General features: G+C 40.5%; 18 protein-coding genes and 1 pseudogene. 17 read left to right on the top strand and 2 right to left on the bottom strand.

Features of this window, described 5'->3' with window-relative positions; all coding sequences use genetic code 11:
* Positions 1-132: 132 nt before the first annotated feature.
* The 14 genes from RFK25_RS00160 (at position 133) to RFK25_RS00095 (ending at position 13,302) form a co-directional block, all read left to right on the top strand.
* Positions 133-306 (top strand): hypothetical protein, encoded by a 174-nt coding sequence (locus RFK25_RS00160; protein ID WP_074393223.1) that lies wholly within the window; start codon positions 133-135, stop codon positions 304-306.
* Entirely contained in the window at positions 303-1,121 is an 819-nt protein-coding gene (locus RFK25_RS00155; protein ID WP_332410539.1) for a replication initiator protein A, read from the top strand. The genes RFK25_RS00160 and RFK25_RS00155 overlap by 4 nt, the downstream gene beginning before the upstream one ends.
* Positions 1,122-1,269: 148 nt before the next feature.
* Complete coding sequence (dcm, locus tag RFK25_RS00150; protein ID WP_332410537.1) at positions 1,270-2,625, top strand: DNA (cytosine-5-)-methyltransferase; 1,356 nt, start codon at positions 1,270-1,272, stop codon at positions 2,623-2,625.
* Positions 2,609-3,037, top strand: coding sequence for a hypothetical protein (locus RFK25_RS00145; protein WP_043029205.1), 429 nt, complete (start codon positions 2,609-2,611; stop codon positions 3,035-3,037). Before dcm ends, RFK25_RS00145 begins: the two co-directional genes overlap by 17 nt.
* A 10-nt stretch (positions 3,038-3,047) precedes the next feature.
* Positions 3,048-3,431, top strand: a complete 384-nt coding sequence (locus RFK25_RS00140; protein WP_024380710.1) for an arsenate reductase — start codon at positions 3,048-3,050, stop codon at positions 3,429-3,431.
* Positions 3,432-3,439: 8 nt separating this feature from the next.
* Positions 3,440-3,673: a hypothetical protein gene (locus RFK25_RS00135; RefSeq protein ID WP_001005705.1), complete on the top strand. Its 234-nt coding sequence runs from the start codon at positions 3,440-3,442 to the stop codon at positions 3,671-3,673.
* A 2-nt stretch (positions 3,674-3,675) separates the two neighbouring features.
* Positions 3,676-4,260 carry a CPBP family intramembrane glutamic endopeptidase gene (locus RFK25_RS00130; RefSeq protein ID WP_332410531.1) on the top strand — a complete coding sequence of 195 codons (585 nt, stop codon included), beginning with the start codon at positions 3,676-3,678 and terminating at the stop codon, positions 4,258-4,260.
* A 77-nt stretch (positions 4,261-4,337) separates the two neighbouring features.
* On the top strand, positions 4,338-4,826 hold the full coding sequence (locus RFK25_RS00125) for a hypothetical protein (protein WP_002936460.1): 489 nt from the start codon (positions 4,338-4,340) through the stop codon (positions 4,824-4,826).
* On the top strand, positions 4,826-6,643 hold the full coding sequence (locus RFK25_RS00120) for a VirD4-like conjugal transfer protein, CD1115 family (protein ID WP_332410530.1): 1,818 nt from the start codon (positions 4,826-4,828) through the stop codon (positions 6,641-6,643). Before RFK25_RS00125 ends, RFK25_RS00120 begins: the two co-directional genes overlap by 1 nt.
* A 17-nt stretch (positions 6,644-6,660) precedes the next feature.
* The gene (locus tag RFK25_RS00115) at positions 6,661-6,903 is read left to right on the top strand and encodes a hypothetical protein (RefSeq protein WP_001072183.1); all 243 of its coding nucleotides are present in this window, start codon (positions 6,661-6,663) and stop codon (positions 6,901-6,903) included.
* An 18-nt stretch (positions 6,904-6,921) separates the two neighbouring features.
* Entirely contained in the window at positions 6,922-7,776 is an 855-nt protein-coding gene (locus RFK25_RS00110) for a conjugal transfer protein TrbL (protein ID WP_332410529.1), read from the top strand.
* Positions 7,777-7,837: 61 nt separating this feature from the next.
* Positions 7,838-8,191 carry a PrgI family protein gene (locus RFK25_RS00105; protein WP_001097579.1) on the top strand — a complete coding sequence of 118 codons (354 nt, stop codon included), beginning with the start codon at positions 7,838-7,840 and terminating at the stop codon, positions 8,189-8,191.
* On the top strand, positions 8,148-10,499 hold the full coding sequence (locus RFK25_RS00100) for a VirB4-like conjugal transfer ATPase, CD1110 family (RefSeq protein ID WP_332410527.1): 2,352 nt from the start codon (positions 8,148-8,150) through the stop codon (positions 10,497-10,499). The genes RFK25_RS00105 and RFK25_RS00100 overlap by 44 nt, the downstream gene beginning before the upstream one ends.
* Before the next feature lies 1 nt (position 10,500).
* The gene (locus tag RFK25_RS00095; protein ID WP_332410526.1) at positions 10,501-13,302 is read left to right on the top strand and encodes a phage tail tip lysozyme; all 2,802 of its coding nucleotides are present in this window, start codon (positions 10,501-10,503) and stop codon (positions 13,300-13,302) included.
* Between the two features lie 62 nt (positions 13,303-13,364).
* Here the strand turns inward: RFK25_RS00095 and RFK25_RS00090 are convergent, their stop codons facing one another.
* Positions 13,365-14,210 carry a nucleotidyl transferase AbiEii/AbiGii toxin family protein gene (locus tag RFK25_RS00090; RefSeq protein ID WP_332410525.1) on the bottom strand — a complete coding sequence of 282 codons (846 nt, stop codon included), beginning with the start codon at positions 14,208-14,210 and terminating at the stop codon, positions 13,365-13,367.
* Positions 14,207-14,797, bottom strand: a complete 591-nt coding sequence (locus tag RFK25_RS00085; protein WP_000037239.1) for a type IV toxin-antitoxin system AbiEi family antitoxin domain-containing protein — start codon at positions 14,795-14,797, stop codon at positions 14,207-14,209. The genes RFK25_RS00090 and RFK25_RS00085 overlap by 4 nt, the downstream gene beginning before the upstream one ends.
* Before the next feature lie 277 nt (positions 14,798-15,074).
* Here RFK25_RS00085 and RFK25_RS00080 point away from each other — a divergent pair.
* From RFK25_RS00080 to RFK25_RS00070, 3 genes and pseudogenes are all read left to right on the top strand, one after another.
* Positions 15,075-19,970, top strand: a pseudogene (locus RFK25_RS00080) (SspB-related isopeptide-forming adhesin).
* Positions 19,971-20,162, top strand: coding sequence for a calcium-binding protein (locus RFK25_RS00075; protein WP_332410523.1), 192 nt, complete (start codon positions 19,971-19,973; stop codon positions 20,160-20,162).
* Positions 20,146-20,697 carry a hypothetical protein gene (locus RFK25_RS00070; RefSeq protein WP_332410519.1) on the top strand — a complete coding sequence of 184 codons (552 nt, stop codon included), beginning with the start codon at positions 20,146-20,148 and terminating at the stop codon, positions 20,695-20,697. The genes RFK25_RS00075 and RFK25_RS00070 overlap by 17 nt, the downstream gene beginning before the upstream one ends.
* Positions 20,698-20,737 lie beyond the last annotated feature (40 nt).

Raw genomic sequence — 20,737 nt, 5'->3', positions numbered from 1 at the left:
CAAATCAAGGATTTGAGTGTTCTACAATCTGTCATTAAGGAGGAAAAATTTATTTTTTATTTATAATATCATATCGCACAAGCGAGGACATTTTACTAAGTGTTCTCGTTTTTTTATTTTCAGGAGGAATTCATGCAAAAGAAGGAACAATCATCACGCCAAATCGTGATGTGTCATCTCGTGGCTATTTTAGGAGTTGATATTGTGAAAGCAACTCATCTTGTTGATGAATTGGAACAAGTAGGTTTAATCCGATTTGATGAATTTGGAAATGTTGGAATTTTAGTCTTGGAGGGACAATCATGAAACGTATTACCGCTAATCAATATCAGACATCAGAGCGTTATTATAAACTCCCTAAAATTTTGTTTGAGAGTGAACGGTATAAGGATATAAAACTGGAGGTTAAGGTAGCCTACGCGGTTTTAAAAGATCGGTTGGAGTTGTCTTTGAGTAAGGGCTGGATTGATGAGGATGGGGCTATTTACTTGATTTATTCCAATTCCAATCTGATGGCACTTTTAGGCTGTTCAAAGTCAAAATTACTCTCTATCAAGAAAACCTTACGTGACTATGGCTTAATTGATGAAGTCCAACAATCCTCTAGTGAAAGAGGTCGAATGGCAAATAAAATTTACTTGGGGGAATTAGAACATGAAACTACCCCAGTCTTACATACAGACGGGGCTAGTGTTAAAAAAACACTAGGGGGGTCTCAAAGAAAGACGGGGCCGGTCTTATATTCAGCCCCTAGTGAGACTGAAGGAAGTGAGACTAAATATAGTGAAACTAAAGGGAGTGATTTCCTTATTGAGGACGAGGAGGAGAGGCAGCTAGTAGATGAGAAACAAGAAGAGAACTTTACTTCAAAAGTCGATGGCGTGACCAAGTACGATCGAGACTATATTTGGGGTTTGGTTCATGACCAGTTAAGACAGACAGGTCTATCTCAGTCTGCTAGTGACTATGCCATGATTTATTTTAGTGACCGTTATCAGTATGCATTGGAACATATGCGATTTGCTCGGTCAGCGGAAGTAATAGCTGAATACGTATTTAATGGTGTGCTGTCAGAGTGGACCAAGCAACTGAGACGACAAGAAGTAAAAGGAGGTGAATAAGGTGATTTGGTGGATACTAGGTGGAATCTATCTGATTTCTATCGTCATTTTGATTGTTGAAATCATCCGTGCACCAGAAATGGATGATCATATATAAGCAAGAGTTTTACAAGTGTAAGGCTCTTTTTTAGTTGGAAAGAGAGGAAAAATGAAATTTTTAGATTTATTTGCTGGGATAGGCGGTTTTAGGCTAGGGATGGAATCACAGGGTCATAAATGCCTGGGCTTTTGTGAAATTGATAAATTCGCCAGAACATCTTATAAAGCCATGTTTAACACAGAAGGGGAAATAGAATACCATGACATTAAAGAGATCACAGACCATGACTTTAGACAATTTAGAGGGCAAGTGGACATCATCTGCGGGGGATTTCCTTGCCAAGCTTTTTCACTCGCAGGCAGACGACTGGGATTTGAAGATACTCGAGGGACTCTCTTTTTTGAGATTGCTCGAGCGGCCAAACAAATCCAACCACGTTTTCTATTTTTGGAAAACGTCAAAGGCCTACTCAATCACGACGAGGGACGGACGTTCGCCACTATCCTCTCCACGATGGATGAATTGGGGTATGATGTCGAATGGCAGGTGCTTAACAGTAAGGACTTCCAAGTCCCGCAAAACAGAGAGCGGGTCTTTATTATCGGACATTCTAGAAGATACCGTTCCAGATTCATATTTCCTCTCAGAAGAGAAAACAGCCCAGCTCATCTTGAAAGGCTAGGAAATATCAATCCCTCTAAACGTGGTTTGAATGGTGAAGTCTATCTGATGAGTGGACTTGCTCCTACACTTACAAGAGGTAAAGGAGAGGGAGCTAAAATCGCCATTCCAGTCTTAACACCAGATAGACTAGAAAAACGGCAACATGGTCGTCGATTTAAGGACAATCAAGACCCTATGTTTACTTTGACCAGTCAAGACAGACACGGAGTTGTTGTCGCAGGAAATCTGCCGACTAGCTTTGACCAGACTGGAAGAGTATTTGACATTTCTGGCTTGTCACCGACTTTGACCACCATGCAAGGTGGAGACAAGGTGCCAAAGATTTTGCTGAGGGAGGAGCTGCCATTTCTGAAAATCAAGGAAGCCACAAAAACAGGGTACGCAAAGGCAACTCTTGGAGACTCTGTCAATCTGGCTTATCCAGACTCAACCAAACGTAGGGGACGTGTGGGAAAGGGAATATCCAATACTCTGACGACTTCAGACAATATGGGAGTGGTGGTTGCTGCTCTGGAATATCGACAGGATAAGTGGTATGAAGTCACAGGCATTGTCTTAGAGGGGAAACTTTATCGCTTGAGAATAAGACGACTGACACCAAGAGAGTGTTTCAGACTTCAAGGCTTTCCTGACTGGGCTTATGAAAGAGCAGAGAGTGTTTCTAGTAAGAGCCAACTATACAAACAGGCCGGCAATAGCGTGACTGTCACAGTTATTGAAGCCATTGCGAGAGAATTTAGAAGAACGGAAGAGGAAGAAAAACATGAACCTACTACATAAGAAAAGTATCCTAGAGTGTACTGAATTAGATGAACATATTCACCAAGTTGAAACCAATCAGTTATTACAAAAGATACTGTCGCTCCCCAATTTTGATTGTGACTTTGAGGTGACTTTTGAAGATGATTACCACAAAGAGATGAATGATCCCCTATTCTACGAATCCAATCTTCATCGAATTTCGGATTTTATGGAAACTAGGGATATTAAAAATGGTGTAGATACATTATTGACGAAAGACAATCACTTGGCCTTTCGTGCCTTTGGTGAAAATTATTCTGCTAGGGGAAAGGATGGCATTTTAACGACTTTAGTGACGGTCAAGTGCTTTGGTGAAGGACGGATGCCCATTGATATGAGTCGCTATTTCTCAACTCCTGAACCAACAGTTGAAAATAGCCTAACCCTATAAGGAGGAGCCTATGCTTGAGGTATATCTAGGAAATAATGCCAATACAAATCAAGATTTACTAACCATTTTGACGACCTATGGGGTGACTTATCGTTGTACAAAAGCGTGTGATGTAAACCGTGAAATCTTACTGTCACTCTTTGCCAAAACCACGGATTGTTTTGAGTTGCTGTCGCCACGATTTCTTCGCTTTAAACGTCAATATTCGATAAGTTTGAATGAGATGATTCAGCTCATTCTCCAAAAGCCAGACCAGAATCTTCGGTTGCCACTCATTGTTTGTCAGAATCATGTCTATCCAGCTATTGGGCTAGACGAAGTGCGAACCTTTCTTCCCAGACAGGTAAAAGAAGAACTGTTTCAGGCCAGCCTGATGAAACAAGTGACAGGGTAGGTGTGAAGATGAATGAACGATTTTGGGACAATTTAGAAATCATTCTGGCAGAAAAAGACCTCACTTGGGCAGAACTAGCTCGCAAAGTATTCAAAGGTCAATATGTTTATCCCAGTGAATTTAATCGCCTCTATCAAAAACTGCGACATTACAAATCCAATCGTCTGATGCCACAAACTAGATGGGTTGAGCGAATCGTTCTAGTCTTAGATATTGATTATGAAGATTTATTCAAGAGGTGACAATGATAAGGATAGTTGTGTTTTTTCTAGCCATACAGCTTAACAGTCTTCTGGTGAGTTTATACCTGAAAGAGTATCTGACAATAGAGAGTGTAGTCTTGCTACAATTGGTCCTATTAAGTGTGACTTGCCTAGAGATTGCCCGTCATAAAACTGTTCAATTAAAATTTGTGGGCGTACAAAATCGCCTAAGTTGGTTGCTTCTTGGCTTTGTGGCTATGGTTGCTTTTGCAGTCTTCATCAGCTTCCTATTTCCAGTTCAGACTAGGAATCAAGCGGTATTGGTACAAGTAGGAAAACAGGTTCTTCCTATTATCTTTTTATTGTTTCTGGCCAATGCAAGTATCCTTGAAGAGATTGTTTATAGGCAATTTCTGTGGGAAAAATTGACATTCCCTTTTGAACAAATAGGCGTGACCAGTTTTCTCTTTGTTCTATCCCATGGACCTAATCAGTTAGGGAGTTGGCTCATGTATAGCTGTCTTGGCTTGACCTTGGCTGTTGTTCGATTGAAAACTGATTGTATGACGGCAATCGCCTTACATTTACTTTGGAATAGTTTGGCTTATGTCGTAACTTTCTTGTGATACCAAAATCAAGAGTGCTTCCGTATTATGGAAACACCTTATGTTTGAGAGGGAATCGAAAAAAAGAGGAGGTCACCATGTCATCTGAACAACAAGAACGTCAAGCGATGCAATACGTGGAAAGAAGTAGTTTATTGACAGTTAGAACCCTCTTAAAGCTCTTAGAATGGTCGGCTAGGCAAGCCTTAGCTCAAGATTCAGCTTATAAGATTGGGGTTCAAAAACTGGAAGAACTTCTTCAAAGCCCTTACGCCATTGAAGCGATTGATGTTAGTAAAGACATATTGGATAAGCCAATAGATGTGGAGAAATTTAAGGAGTTGATGGAGTCAGAAAAACTGCCAATCGCAATTAGTTGGCAAAAAGACTATCTCTACTTTTATGCCAAGGATAAGACCTTGCTTGATCATCACTTGGATGAATTGTTGAAGAAACTGATGTCTAATCCAGAGAAGCTAGAAGGTTTAACCTTTGATAAAACCTTGGATCAAGAGATAGAACTGGCCAAAGAGAAAATTAGAGTGACAGAACCTTCGGCAGTCAAAACCAAGGAGGTGACCTTGTAATGTATTCCAGGCAAAAAGCATTTGTCTTTGGACTCTTGGGGCTCGCCTTTGGTTATTTCTGCCATCGTCTAACCCTGCTCTATGATAGTTTAACCAATGCCCCACCTATGGAACGTATTGCCTACCTCTTAGGAGAGGGGTTAAATCAGGTTTTCAATCCTTTATGGCTATTTTCCTTTACTCAAAAATCTCTTCTTGCCTTTATCCTTGGGGTTCTAACGATGACGCTAGTCTATCTTTATGTATCGACAGGACAGAAGGTCTATCGAGAAGGGGAAGAATACGGTTCTGCACGATTTGGAAACAGTAAGGAAAAGCGGAACTTTTACAGTAAGAATCCTTTCAATGACACGATTTTGGCTCGTGATGTTCGTCTAACCTTGTTGGAAAAGAAGAAACCCCAGTTTGACCGAAATAAAAATTTGATTGTCATTGGGGGTTCTGGGGCAGGCAAGACCTTTCGCTTTGTGAAGCCCAACCTTATCCAACTTAATTGTTCCAATATTGTCGTTGATCCTAAAGACCATTTGGCTGAGAAGACAGGTAAACTCTTTTTAGAGAACGGTTATCAGGTCAAGGTTTTAGACTTGGTTAATATGACTAATTCGGACGGTTTTAATCCCTTTCGTTATGTAGAAACAGAGAATGATTTGAACCGCATGTTAACGGTCTATTTTAATAATACCAAAGGAAATGGTTCGCGCAGTGATCCATTTTGGGACGAGGCTTCCATGACATTGGTGAGAGCTATTGCCTCTTATTTGGTAGATTTTTACAATCCACCAGGAAGTTCCAAGCAAGAGCAGGAAGCAAGACGTAAACGTGGCCGTTATCCAGCCTTTTCTGAGATTGGTAAACTCATCAAACTCTTATCAAAGGGAGATAATCAGGACAAAAGTATACTTGAAGTCCTGTTTGAAGATTACGCTAAAAAATATGGTCACGAGAACTTTACCATGCGAAATTGGGCAGATTTTCAAAACTATAAGGATAAGACATTGGATTCGGTGATTGCGGTCACAACAGCTAAATTTGCCCTTTTTAATATTCAATCGGTGATTGATTTGACGCAAAGAGACACTATGGATTTGAAAACGTGGGGCACTCAAAAGACCATGGTCTATCTTGTTATTCCAGATAATGACACTACCTTTCGTTTCCTATCTGCTTTATTTTTCTCTACGGTTTTCTCCACTTTGACCAGACAGGCTGATGTTGACTTTAAAGGGCAACTGCCGATTCATGTTAGAAGCTATCTGGATGAGTTTGCGAATGTCGGAGAAATCCCAGACTTTGCTGAACAAACCTCAACAGTTCGCTCTAGGAACATGAGTCTAGTTCCAATCTTACAAAATATCGCCCAACTCCAAGGACTTTATAAGGAAAAAGAGGCTTGGAAAACTATTCTGGGAAACTGTGATAGCCTCCTCTATTTGGGTGGAAATGACGAGGAAACTTTCAAATTTATGAGTGGTCTATTAGGCAAACAAACCATTGATGTCAGAAGTACCAGTCGTTCTTTTGGGCAGACTGGCTCAAGTTCTACCTCTCACCAGAAAATTGCCCGTGACTTGATGACGGCTGATGAAGTCGGGAATATGAAACGAGATGAGTGCCTTGTACGCATTGCAGGGGTTCCTGTTTTTCGAACCAAGAAATATTTTCCACCCAAACATAAGAATTGGAAATGGCTTGCGGATAAGGAGTCTGATGAACGCTGGTGGCACTATCACATCGATCCCCTAACCGCTGAGGAAGAAGTAGATTTGTCAGGCCATAAAATAAGGGATTTAAGCACAGAAACGACACTATATTAATAGAAATGAGGAATTATATGAATCAAAAACTAACAGGCTTTGTTTACGGAGTGGACGCCAGCTCCATGTTCTCCCAAGCCATGTCTCTATTACAAAAAGGTTTGATTGCAGTAGGAGCCTTTCTTGTTGTCATGGGCATTATCAACCTTTCAACCAACATTAAAGATGGTGGGCCAGGTGTCCGAAATGCCATTCTAGAAATTGTTGGTGGGGTCATGGTGGGAGCCGCGGGTACTTTTGTGACTCAGATTACCATTTAGGGGAGGACAGCACATGACATGATAATGAATTTTACGTCATCTTTTGTATATCTAGCCTCTGAAAAAGTGTCTAGCGATAGCCTTTTTGAAGGGTTTCAAGTGGATTTAGAATCAACCGCCAACTTGGTTAAGTCACTAGCGGACTTTAATCCGACGGTTTGGTCTTACATGACAGCCATTACCAAGGGGATTATGCAACCCTTGGGAGTAGCTATTCTTGCGGTTGTTCTCGTACTCGAATTTTCAAAAATGGCCAAGAAAATCGCAAACTCAGGTGGTGCAATGACCTTTGAAGCTATGGCACCTATGATTGTCAGCTACATCATGGTCGCGGTCGTGATTACCAATACGACGGTTATTGTGGAAGCCATTATTGCCATTGCCTCTTATGTTATTGAACAAGTGGCAAGTCTTGTCACAAATGGTGGTGCTAATTATGATACCATCTCAGGCATTAAGGGATCTGGAATTGTAGGTAAAATGATTATTGGCTTTTTTGCGATTCTCATTTGGTTGGTACGAATGGCCAGTATCATGGTTGTCAATATCTTGATTACCATTCGCTTTATACAACTCTATCTGATGATACCCTTTGCCCCTGTTACCATTCCGACCTTTCTTAGTGATGACTGGAGAAGTGTTGGGATTGGTTACCTTAAAAACATCATGGTATATGCCGTTCAAGGTATTTTGATTTTTCTAATTGTATCTCTTGTTCCCTTGTTTGAATCGGCTGGAAAGATTGCCGTATCAAATGGAGCTGGAGTTATGGAATCACTCGCCATTATGTTTGGTGGCTTGGTACAGGCCATATTGTTAATCATTGCCTTAGTAGGTAGTCAACGAACCGCCCGAAGTATTTTGGGGATGTAGGAGGAAGGGAGTCACTATCTCGCCTCCTCTTTTTATAGCTTACTTAGATTGGAGAACATTTATGAACACACGTGTCTTTAAGGACATCTCAAAGGTTCAACACAGGGCATGGCTGGGATTTACAACTAGACAGGTTATTTTTGTATTTCCAGCTGTCGCCCTAACCATTTTGGTACTGGGCTTGAACCTATTTTATTGGCAATTTGGGGATTGGTTTGTCTATGGTTTTGTTTTTAGCTTTACCATTCCACTCATGTTATTTGGGGTCTATCGCCCTAATGATTTACCATTTGAAACCTACCTCAAGTACCGTTTTCATTATGAACTAACAGTACCAGATCGTACATTTACTGGAAGAAAAGGAGACCAACGTGAAAAAATTAAAACACTTAATGAAACCAAAGACCTCTTCTAATGACCAAAAGCAAAAGACGAAAACACAGAAACAGGAGATCAGACCTTCTACCGTAAATACGTTAGCCTATCAAGGGCTTTTTCAGAATGGCCTTATGCAGGTCAGTCCAAGTTATTTCTCACAAACCTATCTTTTAGGAGATGTTAATTATCAAACAGTTGGCTTAGATGATAAGGGAGCTATCGTGGAGAAATATTCCGATTTAATCAATTCACTGGATGATCAGACCAATTTCCAACTGACTATTTTCAATCAAAAAGTTAATTTGGAAAAATTCCGTAAGAGTATTCTCTATCCCTTGCAGGAAGATGGGTTTGATGCTTATCGTGATGAATTGAATCGCATGATGGATGCCAACTTAGAGGCGGGTGAGAACAACTTTTCAGCCGTCAAGTTTCTTTCATTTGGCAAGAGCGACCAAACACCAAAAGTAGCTTTTCGTTCTCTGTCACAGATTGGGGAATATTTCAAGAGTGGCTTTTCAGAGATTGATGTATCTCTTGGTTTACTCGGTGGAGAGGAGCGAGTGAATGTCCTTGCGGATATGTTGCGTGGTGAAAATCATTCACCGTTCTCTTACAAGGATTTGACCCTCTCAGGTCAATCCACCAAACACTTTATTGCCCCAACCTACCTTTCCTTTAAACATAAGAATCATATTGAATTGGACGATCGATTATTACAGATTGTCTATGTTCGTGATTACGGTATGGAACTAGGGGATAAATTTATTCGTGACCTCATGCAGTCAGATTTGGAAGTGATGATGAGCCTACATGCTAAAGGCTCTACCAAGTCTGAAACCATGACCAAGCTACGAACCAAGAAGACCTTGATGGAATCGCAAAAGATTGGGGAACAACAAAAGATGGCTCGGACTGGAATCTATTTGGAGAAGGTCGGCCATGTTCTTGAGAACAACATCAATGAAGCAGAAGCTCTTCTTCAAACCATGACCCAGACAGGAGATAAACTGTTTGACACCGTATTTCTAATTGGCGTGCTGGCGGATACTGAAGATCAACTCAAACAATCTCTTGATATTATCAAGCAAGTGGCAGGGTCTAATGATATGATTATTGATAATTTGACCTATATGCAAGAAGCTGCTTTTAATAGTCTCTTGCCATTTGGGAAGAACTATCTCGAAGGTGTTTCTCGGTCTCTATTGACTTCAAACATTGCCGTGAATGCCCCTTGGACTTCCGTAGATATTCAGGACAAGGGTGGGAAATTTTATGGCATCAATCAAATCTCAAGTAATATCATCAGTATTGACCGTGGCAAGTTAAATACTCCGTCAGGTTTGATTTTAGGGACTTCTGGAGCTGGCAAAGGGATGGCGACAAAACACGAAATCATCTCAACTAAGCTCAAGGAAGCAGATAGTGATACTGAAATTATTATTGTTGACCCAGAAAATGAGTATAGTATTATCGGTCAAGCCTTTGGCGGGGAGAGTATTGATATTGCCCCAGATTCCACTACCTTCTTAAATGTCTTAGATCTATCAGATGAGAATATGGATGAGGATCCAGTTAAGGTCAAGTCCGAATTTCTCTTGTCTTGGATTGGAAAGCTCTTGGACCGCAAAATGGATGGTCGTGAGAAGTCCTTGATTGACCGTGTGACACGACTCACCTATAAGCATTTTGTCACACCATCCTTGGTCGAATGGGTCTTTGTCTTAGCTCGACAACCTGAACAGGAAGCTAAGGACTTGGCACTGGATATGGAACTCTATGTGGAAGGGTCGCTGGACATATTTTCACATCGAACCAATATTAAAACAGACAGTCATTTCCTGATTTACAATGTCAAAAAGTTAGGCGATGAATTAAAACAGATTGCCCTCATGGTTATCTTTGACCAGATATGGAATCGGGTGGTCAAAAACCAAAAACTAGGGAAGAAGACCTGGATTTACTTTGATGAAATGCAGCTTCTCTTATTAGACAAGTATGCCTCTGATTTCTTCTTCAAACTTTGGAGTCGTGTCCGTAAGTATGGTGCGATACCGACAGGCATTACTCAGAATGTAGAAACGCTTCTTTTGGATGCCAATGGCAGACGCATTATTGCCAATAGCGAGTTCATGATTCTTTTGAAACAGGCTAAGAGCGATCGAGAAGAATTGGTACATATGCTTGGGCTTTCTAAAGAGCTGGAGAAGTACTTAGTTAATCCTGAAAAAGGGGCAGGCTTAATTAAGGCCGGTTCCACCGTTGTCCCATTCAAGAATAAGATTCCACAACACACCAAGCTCTTTGACATCATGAGTACGGACCCTGAAAAAATGAGGACATGAGATGAAAGAGGATAAAAAGCTAGTCAAACAGGCTAGGCAAAACTTTCGAAGTAACTTAAAATCAGCCCGTATGCATTATCGGAAAGAAGTTAGGTCCTTAAAGCAGACTGTTCCTAAAAAAGGACGATTTCGAAAACAAGCCCAAAATTCTCTGTTTCAGGAAAAGAAAACAGAGTTAAAAGGAAATCTACTCAGTAACCAAAAGGAAGCAGAAGAGAAGTTCCTAAAAGAAATTACCTATGTGTCTCCTAGACTGTTGAAGGTAAAGGAAATCAAGAACTATCGACTTCCTCAAGCTCAAGAGCGTTTGCGGACGGCAAGAAAACATCTGTCAGAAGTGAAACTAAGTGAGAAACAACAGGCAGTTGAGTCCAAGTTTCCTTTCCAAAAAGAAAATCCTTCCCTGAAGTCTCGCTTTCAGTTTCACCAAGAAAAATCATTTGATCGGCTAAGTGCAGAAAAAGACGTAAGTTCTGCCAAGCGTGAGGTTAAGCAACTCAAGAAAGTCCAAAAGACTAAGAAAAACTCTACCAAATTCAAAGTTGGATTAGGCTTAGCTGCATCCGAATCGTTTGACTTGGTATCACAGGAGGATGATTTAGATGGTCTAAGAACCATGAAAGATACTAGCCTGAAAGCCAGACGCTATGGCAGGTTTACTTATCAAGCAGGTAAAGTGGCTGTGAAAAGTGGTCAGACTGGTGTGCGGATTACCAAAACAAAATTTTCTCATGGAAAGGAACGATTCCAGAACTTCAAAAAGGGAAAAGGATTCACACGCCAGAAACCTCTTAAACCAAGAAGACGCTACCAAACCTTTTTAAAGCATGTGAGAAAACAAAGTGTCGCAGGTATCAAAGGAATCGTCCAAGCCATTAAGGGAAGTGTGACTTTCTTTTCTGTCCTTGCGGGAAATCCTTTGACTTGGATTGTCTCAGGCATTCTCTTGATACTCCTTTTGATGATGAGCTTTTTCATGAGTGTTTCAGGTAGTAGTGTCATTCAACAAGATGAGATGGAGTTGACCAAGGCCTATACCCACATGACGTGGGAAGATGCGGAACATACGAGAACCAACGAAAAAGGGATTGCCTACTACACCAAGATTGATGAGATTATGGTTTACATGAATCATCAATACCAAGACTACAAGCTTGACGATTTCATGGAAACAGGTGGTGTGACCTACAAAGCGTTTCTCAGTCAAGTGTGGACAGACTTAAATGGTGGAGATTCTATTAAATCCATGTCTGACTTATATAAAGAACCTACTTACAAGCTGTCTGATGAGGACCAGGAAGAGTTAAAGGAGTTGACAGAAGGAGGCAACTATCTAGCCCTTCAAGAATTGGACAATCCCTTTCAGGGACAGACCGATGAGGATAGCTTAAGCATGACCTACCGATATGGGTATGAGGTCATTGATGAGAAACCAACGCTTCATCACCATATCATCTTAGAAGCGAAAGAAGGTCAAGTCATTGTAGCTCCGATGGATGGCAAGGTATCTCTTGATGGAGAGAACGTTGTTTTGACATCTGGTAAGGGAGTGAATAAGACTAAACTAACCTTGTTTGGCATTCATTCAGGCCGAGTGAGTGAAAATCAACATGTCTTGGCAGGAGATATTATTGGTCAGACCAAAGACGGAACGGGTCTAAAAGTCACCTATCAAAAAGTTGATGATGACACGGATAAGTTGGTCTATGTCAATCCAGCTTTCTACTTTCCAAAAGTGATTCAGGTTCAGACCACCATTCTTCCAACTATCGGTCAGTTTGGCGGTGATGAGTTTGAGAGAGCCAAGGCAATTTATGACTATCTTAAAAGCAAAGGTGCGACCAATCAAGCTATCGCAGCTATTTTAGGAAATTGGTCGGTAGAATCTTCCATTAATCCAAAAAGAGCTGAAGGCGACTATTTATCTCCGCCAGTTGGTGCGACTGATAGTTCGTGGGATGATGAGGGCTGGCTCTCAATCAATGGTCCAACTATATACAATGGACGTTACCCAAATATACTTAAACGTGGTTTAGGCTTAGGCCAATGGACAGATACCGCGGATGGGTCACGCAGACATACTTTATTGTTGGAATATGCCAAAGGAAAACATCAAAAGTGGTATGACTTGGGGTTACAACTGGATTTCATGTTGCATGGGGATAGTCCTTATTACACCAACTGGTTAAAGGACTTTTTCAAAAATTCAGGAAGTCCAGCTAGTCTTGCCCAACTCTTTCTCATTTACTGGGAAGGAAATAGTGGAGATAAGCTACTTGAACGTCAAACACGAGCAAGTGAGTGGTATTACCAAATTGAAAAAGGTTTTAGTCAACCAAACGGTGGGACAGCACAAAGTGATCCAAAAGCACTTGAAGCTGTACGAGGAGACCTTTTTGAAAACTCTATTCCAGGAGGTGGTGACGGTATGGGATATGCTTACGGCCAATGTACTTGGGGAGTTGCAGCCCGTATCAACCAACTGGGGCTAAAACTCAAAGGTAAAAATGGTGAGAAGATTCCAATTATCAGTACAATGGGCAATGGCCAAGATTGGGTACGAACAGCCGCAAGTCTCGGTGGAGAGACAGGGACAAGTCCACAAGAAGGAGCTATCCTTTCCTTTGCGGGAGGAGGACATGGCACCCCAACAGAATACGGACATGTGGCTTTCGTCGAAAAAGTCTACCCAGATGGCTCATTCCTTATCTCCGAAACCAATTACAATGGCAATCCCAACTACACCTTCCGTAAATTATCTGGAGTGGATAGTAGCTTGAGTTTTGCTTATACGACGAAATAAAAAAGGATATGCTAACAATAATTGGATTTGTTAGCATATCTTTTGTGTTTTTTTTGTCACGATTAATCAGAATTTATAGAAATGAGAACTGTTATGAGACGAATCATCTCATCAAGAACATCTGCAAGTGAAATCCCTTTTGTATAGCTATATTTTTTTGAATAATTTTGCCATTGTTTATTCTGAATAGGGTCAGATTTGAACCTCTCGAGTAGTTCAATAATCTTTACAAAATCGAGTTCTGTTTCGCGATATGAAAATGTTCTCTGACAGGCATTTCTCAACTGAATGAAGTCAATGTCTTCTTTCTTCAGTTTTGAAAGAATATAAACATCGTAAAAATCTTTGCTTCTACTGTTCAAGAAGTTGCGTGAATAGATGGTTTGAAGTTTTTCAGCTAGAATTGTTTCAATTGTATAAGCAATGATTGGAAAATTGTCTTCATCAAAAATAGCTTTATAGTCGTATGTAATCGGCTGAGGAGTTACAACATCACCTGTCGCAATATCCAAATGGATAACTTGTTTAATATTCTCAAGTTGGCACGAAATTGTTGCTCGATAGCCACCATAGTCATCACTTTCTATAATAGCTGTAATTGATTGAATCACAAAAGATATACCTTCTTCGGAATCTGCAAAAATTTCTTTGAGTTGCTGTTTAACAGTTTCTTCTGATAGTGTTATTTGATGGAATAAAAAGTCAATATCAACAGTGCTACGAGATTCAACTCCGATGACATTCGAAAGTAGGAATCCTCCTTTGAAGATATAGTGATTTGAATAGGTACTCTGACTTAATTTTTTCAAAATCACTTCAAGAAAGTAATAGGTCATCACGGAATTAAAGGTTAAACCAGTATTCTTTGATATTTTATGACAGAGTGCTGTTAATTTAGCTTTGTTCATATTAGAACCTCCAGAGTTTGTTTAACTTTTTCTAAAGTATTCATTTTTGTCGCATATTCATAGAGTTTTGCTAGATTTTTTTTAGGATAGTTCCCATAAGATTGAAGTGTCTTGACAAAGAGTTCGGAATCAATCTTTTCTCGATGTATTACAAAATCACAAATAATACGTTCAAAATCATATACCCTTACGTTGTTTCCCATAGGAGTAGGTACAGTAGTCATTCCCAGCTCGCTGTATTCTTTAGAGACAAAGTGAATATTTAGATTAGCTGGAGGAGTATTAAAGCGGTAGCCTCTAGGAACTGTCACATCAAAATATTGTGGAATTTCATCTGTAAACTGTTGTAGATACAGTGCCGAAATATAAGAGAAAATAGCCTTAGGAAAACGATATTGAAAGAAGTAGTATTCATCATAGTCTCCGTTTTGGGTTAGGAAAATACCTTTTTCAACTCGGAAGATAATGCCTTCTTTCTCTAGTCTTGTCAGATATATTGTTGGAATACCTAGTGCTTTACAATCTTTGTTTGTGACAATTCCATTGTTCTTTTCTATAAAATCGAGTAGAATCTCTTTTTTTGACATACGGCCCCCACTTGTTGCTTTTACACTACAATTTTACAATATTTGTGGTATAAAAGCAACATTTTCTTTTCCCTCATTTTATTGTGATAACAAAATCAAGCCTTCTTTTTTATGATGGTATTGAACTTGGGCTACGAGCTGTACAAAAAAGAGAGTTTCTCCTAGAACGGAAAGTTCTTCGTCAAAACTCCTATTTTTGTCGTGCTCGCTTAACGCCCTCGTATCTAATAAAGAGTGACAGTTTGTTGCTACATAAAAAAGAAAAGAAGGACTATTTATGACCAAAACATGTAATCATCACTTTCTTGTCAATCAGGAAAAAGGCGAGAAACACGTCTTTCGCAAGAGTAAAAAATATCGTACTTTATGTTCCGTTGCCCTTGGAACTATGGTGACGGCTGTTGTTGCTTGGGGAGGAACGGTTGCACATGCTGATGAAGTCTCATCATCAGTTGACACCAGCATTCAACGAACGGAGAATCCAGCCACAAATTTACCAGAAGCACAGCCAAACCCTGTATCTGAACAAACTGAAAGTTTAGGGTCAACTGGACAATCTAACGGTGCAATTGCAGTCACCGTACCACATGAAACGGTAACACAAGCAGTTGAAGAGGCAAAGGCTGAAGGTGTTTCTACGGTTGAAGATAGTCCAATGGATTTAGGAAATACAAGATCTGCGACAGAGACCAGCCAACAAATTTCAAAAGCAGAAGCAGATGCCCAAAACCAAGTTGTGGCTATCAATGAAGTTACTGAAACCTACAAAGCTGACAAAGCGACATACGAATCGAATAAAGCCCGCATTGAACAGGAAAATATTGAGCTATCACAGGCTTACGAAGGGGCCAACCAAACTGGTAAAGAGACAAATGCTTGGGTTGATACTAAAGTCAATGACCTAAAAACTCGGTATGCAGATGCTGATGTGACAGTAAAAGAACAAGTAGTTTCAGCAGAGAATGGGACATCTGTACTTGACTATACAAACTATGGCAAGACTGTTGAAACCATTCAAACAACAAACGAACAAGCAGTAGCGGATTATCTAACGAAGAAAACCAAGGCAGATGATATTGTTGCGAAAAACCAAGCCATTCAAAAAGAAAATGAAGCTGGACTTGCTAAGGCAAAAGCAGATAACGAAGCCATTGAAAAGCGGAATCAGGCAGGTCAAGCAGCTGTTGATGCTGAAAACCGTGCAGGTCAAGCCGCAGTAGATCAAGCTAATAAGGAGAAACAACAATTAGTTTCAGATCGAGCAGCCGAGATTGAAGCTATTACAAAACGTAATAAAGAAAAAGAAGCCGCAGCCAGAAAAGAGAATGAAGCGATTGATGCCTATAATGCCAAAGAATTGGAACGCTATCAACGTGACTTGGCCGAGATTTCAAAAGGTGCAGAAGGTTATATTTCTGAAGCCCTTGCTCAAGCCCTCAATCTCAATAACGGTGAACCCCAAGCACAACATGGGGCCATTACCCGAAATCCTAATCAAATCATTTCAACTGGCGATGCCATGCTGGGTGGCTACTCAAGAATTTTAGATTCAACTGGATTCTTTGTCTATGATAGCTTCAAAACAGGTGAGACCCTTAGTTTTAATTATCAAAATCTTCAAAATGCACGATTTGATGGTAAAAAGATTAGTCGAGTGACTTACGATATTACCAACCTTGTATCACCAGCTGGAACCGATGCCGTGAAATTGGTTGTGCCAAATGATCCTACCGAAGGCTTCATTGCCTATCGAAATGACGGAAACGGTGATTGGCGAACAGACAAGATGGAGTTTCGTGTAGTTGCTAAGTATTTCTTGGAAGACGGTTCACAAGTTACCTTCTCCAAAGAAAAACCAGGAGTCTTCACGCATTCTTCCCTCAATCATAATGACATTGGTCTAGAATATGTTAAAGATTCATCTGGGAAATTTGTGCCGATTAATGGCTCAACCGTTCAAGTGACTAATGAAGGTCTAGCACGTTCTTTGGGTTCCAACCGTGCAAGTGATTTGAATTTACCTGAGGAATGGGATACCACATCAAGTCGTTATGCTTATAAAGGAGCTATTGTCTCAACAGTTACATCAGGAAACACCTACACAGTAACCTTTGGGCAAGGCGATATGCCACAGAATGTTGGCTTGTCTTACTGGTTCGCCTTAAATACCCTACCAGTTGCACGTACAGTAACACCGTATAGTCCTAAACCTCATGTAACGGTGGAACTTGAACCCATTCCAGAACCTATTACAGTAACACCAGATGTCTTTACTCCTAAAACATTTACACCAGAAAAGCCTGTAACCTTCACGCCAAAGCCTTTGGAAGAAGTGGTGCAGCCTAGTCTAACTTTGACCAAGGTAACCTTACCTGTTAAACCTATTCCAAAAGAACTTCCAACGCCACCACAAGTTCCGACTGTTCATTATCATGCGTATAATTTGACGACAACTCCAGAGATTATGAAAGAAGTGGTCAATAGTGACCAAGCTAATCTCCATGAGAAAACTGTCGCAAAAGATTCAACGGTGATTTATCCCTTAACAGTTGATGCCTTATCGCCCAATCGTGCCCAAACGACTAGTCTCATTTTTGAGGACTACTTGCCTGCTGGTTACCTATTTGATAAGGAAATAACACAAAAAGAGAATGGAAACTATGTCTTTAGCTTTGATGAGACTAAGAATTTTGTGACTTTGACCGCAAAGGAAAACTTGTTGCAGGAGGTAAATAAAGATTTAACCAAGGTTTATCAACTGACCGCTCCAAAACTCTATGGTTCTGTTCAAAATGATGGGGCAACCTATTCCAATAGTTACAAACTCCTTTTGAACAAAGGTACAACCAATGCTTACACAGTCACTTCAAATGTTGTAACGGTTCGTACACCAGGTGATGGGGAGACAACCACACTCATTACACCAGATAAAAATAATGAAAATGCGGATGGTGTCCTCATTAATGATACGGTCGTAGCCCTTGGCACAACCAACCACTACCGATTGATTTGGGATTTGGACCAGTATAAGGGAGATCGTTCTGCTAAAGAGACAATTGCACGAGGCTTCTTCTTTGTGGACGATTACCCAGAGGAAGTGCTTGATGTGGTGGAAAATGGGACGGCTGTTACAACCCTTGACGGTCAGAAGGTATCAGGAATAACGGTTAAAAACTATGCTTCCCTAATTGAAGCCCCTAAAGACTTTCAAGATAAATTAGCTCGTGCTAAGATTACACCGACAGGTGCCTTTCAAGTCTTTTTGCCGGATGACAACCAAGCCTTTTATGACCAGTATGTTCAAACAGGAACTTCTTTAGCTCTTTTGACCAAAATGACGGTGAAAGATAGTCTCTACGGTCAAACTAAGACCTATACAAACAAGGCTTATCAAGTTGATTTTGGAAATGGCTATGAAACCAAGGAAGTGACCAACACCCTTGTTTCTCCAGAACCCAAGAAACAGAACCTCAATAAAGACAAAGTGGACATCAATGGGAAGCCCATGCTAGTGGGAAGTCAAAATCACTATACTCTCTCATGGGACTTGGACCAATACCGAGGGATTAAAGCAGACAACTCTCAGATTGCACAAGGTTTTTACTTTGTGGATGATTATCCAGAATAAGCTTTATTGCCGGATGAAGCAGCTATTCAGTTTGTCACATCTGATGGCAAAACAGTTTCAGGAATCACGGTGAAGTCTTATTCTCAATTATCTGAAGCTCCTAAAACGCTACAAGCAGCCCTTTCGAAACAAAAAATTCAGCCTAAAGGAGCTTTTCAAGTTTTCATGCCTGAGGACCCACAAGTCTTTTTTGAATCTTATGTGACCAAGGGGGAGAATATTACCATTGTCACTCCGACGACGGTTTTGGAAACCATGCTTAATTCAGGGAAGTCTTATGAAAACGTGGCTTATCAGGTGGACTTTGGGCTAGCCTATGAAACCAACACGGTGACCAATTTTGTCCCTAAAGTAACTCCACATAAGTCTAATACCAATCAAGAAGGTATTTCAATTGATGGAAAGACTGTTCTTCCGAATACGGTCAATTATTACAAAATTGTCTTGGATTACAGTCAATACAAGGACATGGTCGTGACGGATGATGTTCTTGCCAAGGGATTTTACATGGTAGACGATTACCCAGAAGAAGCCCTTACCCTAAATCCTGATGGCATTCAAGTTTTGGATAAGGATGGCAATCGTGTATCTGGTATCTCTGTCAGCACCTACGCTAGTTTGCCAGAAGCTCCGAAAGTCGTCCAAGATGCCATGGTTAAACGTCAGTTTACACCTAAAGGAGCCATTCAAGTTCTTAGTAGCGATGATCCAAAAGCCTTTTATGATACCTATGTGAAGACTGGTCAAACCTTAGTTGTCACGCTTCCGATGACGGTAAAAAATGAGTTGACCAAAACAGGTGGTCAGTATGAAAATACAGCCTATCAGATTGATTTTGGTTTGGCCTATGTCACGGAAACAGTGGTTAATAATGTTCCAAAATTAGACCCACAAAAAGATGTGGTGATCGACTTGTCTCATAAAGATGACAGCCTTGACGGGAAAGAAGTGGCCTTGCATCAAACCTTTAACTATCGCTTGGTTGGAGCATTGATTCCAAGTAATCGTGCGACTGATTTATTTGAATATGGTTTTGAAGATAACTATGATGAAAAGCATGATGAGTATAATGGTGTTTATCGCAGCTATCTGATGACGGATGTCATCCTCAAAGACGGTTCTGTCTTAAAAGAGGGGACAGAAGTCACGAAATATACCTTGCAACAGGTGGATACAGAAAATGGCCTAGTGTCAATTTCATTTGATAAATCCTTCTTAGAGACTATATCTGATGATTCAGCTTTTCAGGCAGATGTTTACCTGCAGATGAAACGGATTGCGACTGGTCAGGTGGAGAATACCTACCTTCATACAGTGAATGGCTATGTCATTAGCTCAAATACAGTTGTAACACATACACCTCAACCTGAAGAACCAAGTCCAAATCAACCCACACCACCTCAACCACCAATTGAGACTATTGAACCGCCTGTTCCAGCAAGCATTTTGCCAAATACAGGGGAACATGAATCCCTTTTGGGCTTGATTGGAGCTGGTATTCTACTTGGTACGGCTTATGGACTGAAGAAAAAGGAGGAGAAGTAGATGAATCCAAAAACTATTTATGAAAAGGATTCAGACCAAGATGGTTTGACAGATGCTCAGGAACTGGCTTTCGGAACCAATCCGCAGTCTGTTGACACAGATGGTGATGGTCAATCTGATTTAGAAGAGCTACAATCTGGACATTCACCACTAGTCCCACCAAAGGAGTTGTGTGATGGCTTGGAACTTTGACACCATGAAAGAGGCTTTGTCTGAAATGGAGAAGGTCGATTACCAAGAGTTTATCAAAGCCTTTCTCTCTTTGGAATTAAGTATTTCTGATAGAACAATCCTCAATCAGGTTTATCAAGATTATATGGATGAGGATGACCTATCCTTGATAAGTGATGAGCTACGAGTTAAAGTTGATGGTTATCAGGATGAAGTAAAAGCTGATATGACTGATATTCTGGAAAAGCTGTACCGAACGGGTGAAGGATCTAGTTTTATTATGGATTTAATGTCCTCAAATAGTCTTTCAGACACCTTGGAACAGTATGAGGTTTTGGATAGTGACGATTATTCACCACTTAGCCTTGAAACCTTACAGGCCATAATTCAACAGGACTTGGCTATTTCCAGTCAGGATTATTTTGGAGATTTGGTTCACCTTGCCTTGCAAAAAGATTTACTAGACCAGAAAAGTCATTTCTTACAACATTATGTGGTAACTGTAATGGAAGGTATTCCACAAGAAAGAGACCAACGAGCCTTGGTCCTAGATTAACGCAAAGGGCTGAGAAAAACTCTCAGCCCTTTTAAAATGG

This window comes from Streptococcus sp. SS-4456 (genome assembly GCF_036680365.1).
Taxonomy (GTDB): Bacteria; Bacillota; Bacilli; order Lactobacillales; family Streptococcaceae; genus Streptococcus.
Note: the sequence above shows the minus strand (reverse complement) of the source record. Positions and strands in the feature narration are given on the sequence as shown.

Excerpts from the sequence above, each read along its gene's own strand:
- RFK25_RS00140 (WP_024380710.1), top strand. The coding sequence starts at position 3,048 with ATGCTTGAGGTATATCTAGGAAATAATGCCAATACAAATCAAGATTTA.
- RFK25_RS00090 (WP_332410525.1), bottom strand. The coding sequence starts at position 14,210 with ATGAACAAAGCTAAATTAACAGCACTCTGTCATAAAATATCAAAGAAT.
- RFK25_RS00155 (WP_332410539.1), top strand. The coding sequence starts at position 303 with ATGAAACGTATTACCGCTAATCAATATCAGACATCAGAGCGTTATTAT.
- RFK25_RS00105 (WP_001097579.1), top strand. The coding sequence starts at position 7,838 with ATGAACACACGTGTCTTTAAGGACATCTCAAAGGTTCAACACAGGGCA.
- RFK25_RS00070 (WP_332410519.1), top strand. The coding sequence starts at position 20,146 with ATGGCTTGGAACTTTGACACCATGAAAGAGGCTTTGTCTGAAATGGAG.
- RFK25_RS00075 (WP_332410523.1), top strand. The coding sequence starts at position 19,971 with ATGAATCCAAAAACTATTTATGAAAAGGATTCAGACCAAGATGGTTTG.
- RFK25_RS00145 (WP_043029205.1), top strand. The coding sequence starts at position 2,609 with ATGAACCTACTACATAAGAAAAGTATCCTAGAGTGTACTGAATTAGAT.
- RFK25_RS00110 (WP_332410529.1), top strand. The coding sequence starts at position 6,922 with ATGATAATGAATTTTACGTCATCTTTTGTATATCTAGCCTCTGAAAAA.
- RFK25_RS00095 (WP_332410526.1), top strand. The coding sequence starts at position 10,501 with ATGAAAGAGGATAAAAAGCTAGTCAAACAGGCTAGGCAAAACTTTCGA.
- RFK25_RS00130 (WP_332410531.1), top strand. The coding sequence starts at position 3,676 with ATGATAAGGATAGTTGTGTTTTTTCTAGCCATACAGCTTAACAGTCTT.
- dcm (WP_332410537.1), top strand. The coding sequence starts at position 1,270 with ATGAAATTTTTAGATTTATTTGCTGGGATAGGCGGTTTTAGGCTAGGG.
- RFK25_RS00160 (WP_074393223.1), top strand. The coding sequence starts at position 133 with ATGCAAAAGAAGGAACAATCATCACGCCAAATCGTGATGTGTCATCTC.
- RFK25_RS00120 (WP_332410530.1), top strand. The coding sequence starts at position 4,826 with ATGTATTCCAGGCAAAAAGCATTTGTCTTTGGACTCTTGGGGCTCGCC.
- RFK25_RS00115 (WP_001072183.1), top strand. The coding sequence starts at position 6,661 with ATGAATCAAAAACTAACAGGCTTTGTTTACGGAGTGGACGCCAGCTCC.
- RFK25_RS00125 (WP_002936460.1), top strand. The coding sequence starts at position 4,338 with ATGTCATCTGAACAACAAGAACGTCAAGCGATGCAATACGTGGAAAGA.
- RFK25_RS00135 (WP_001005705.1), top strand. The coding sequence starts at position 3,440 with ATGAATGAACGATTTTGGGACAATTTAGAAATCATTCTGGCAGAAAAA.
- RFK25_RS00085 (WP_000037239.1), bottom strand. The coding sequence starts at position 14,797 with ATGTCAAAAAAAGAGATTCTACTCGATTTTATAGAAAAGAACAATGGA.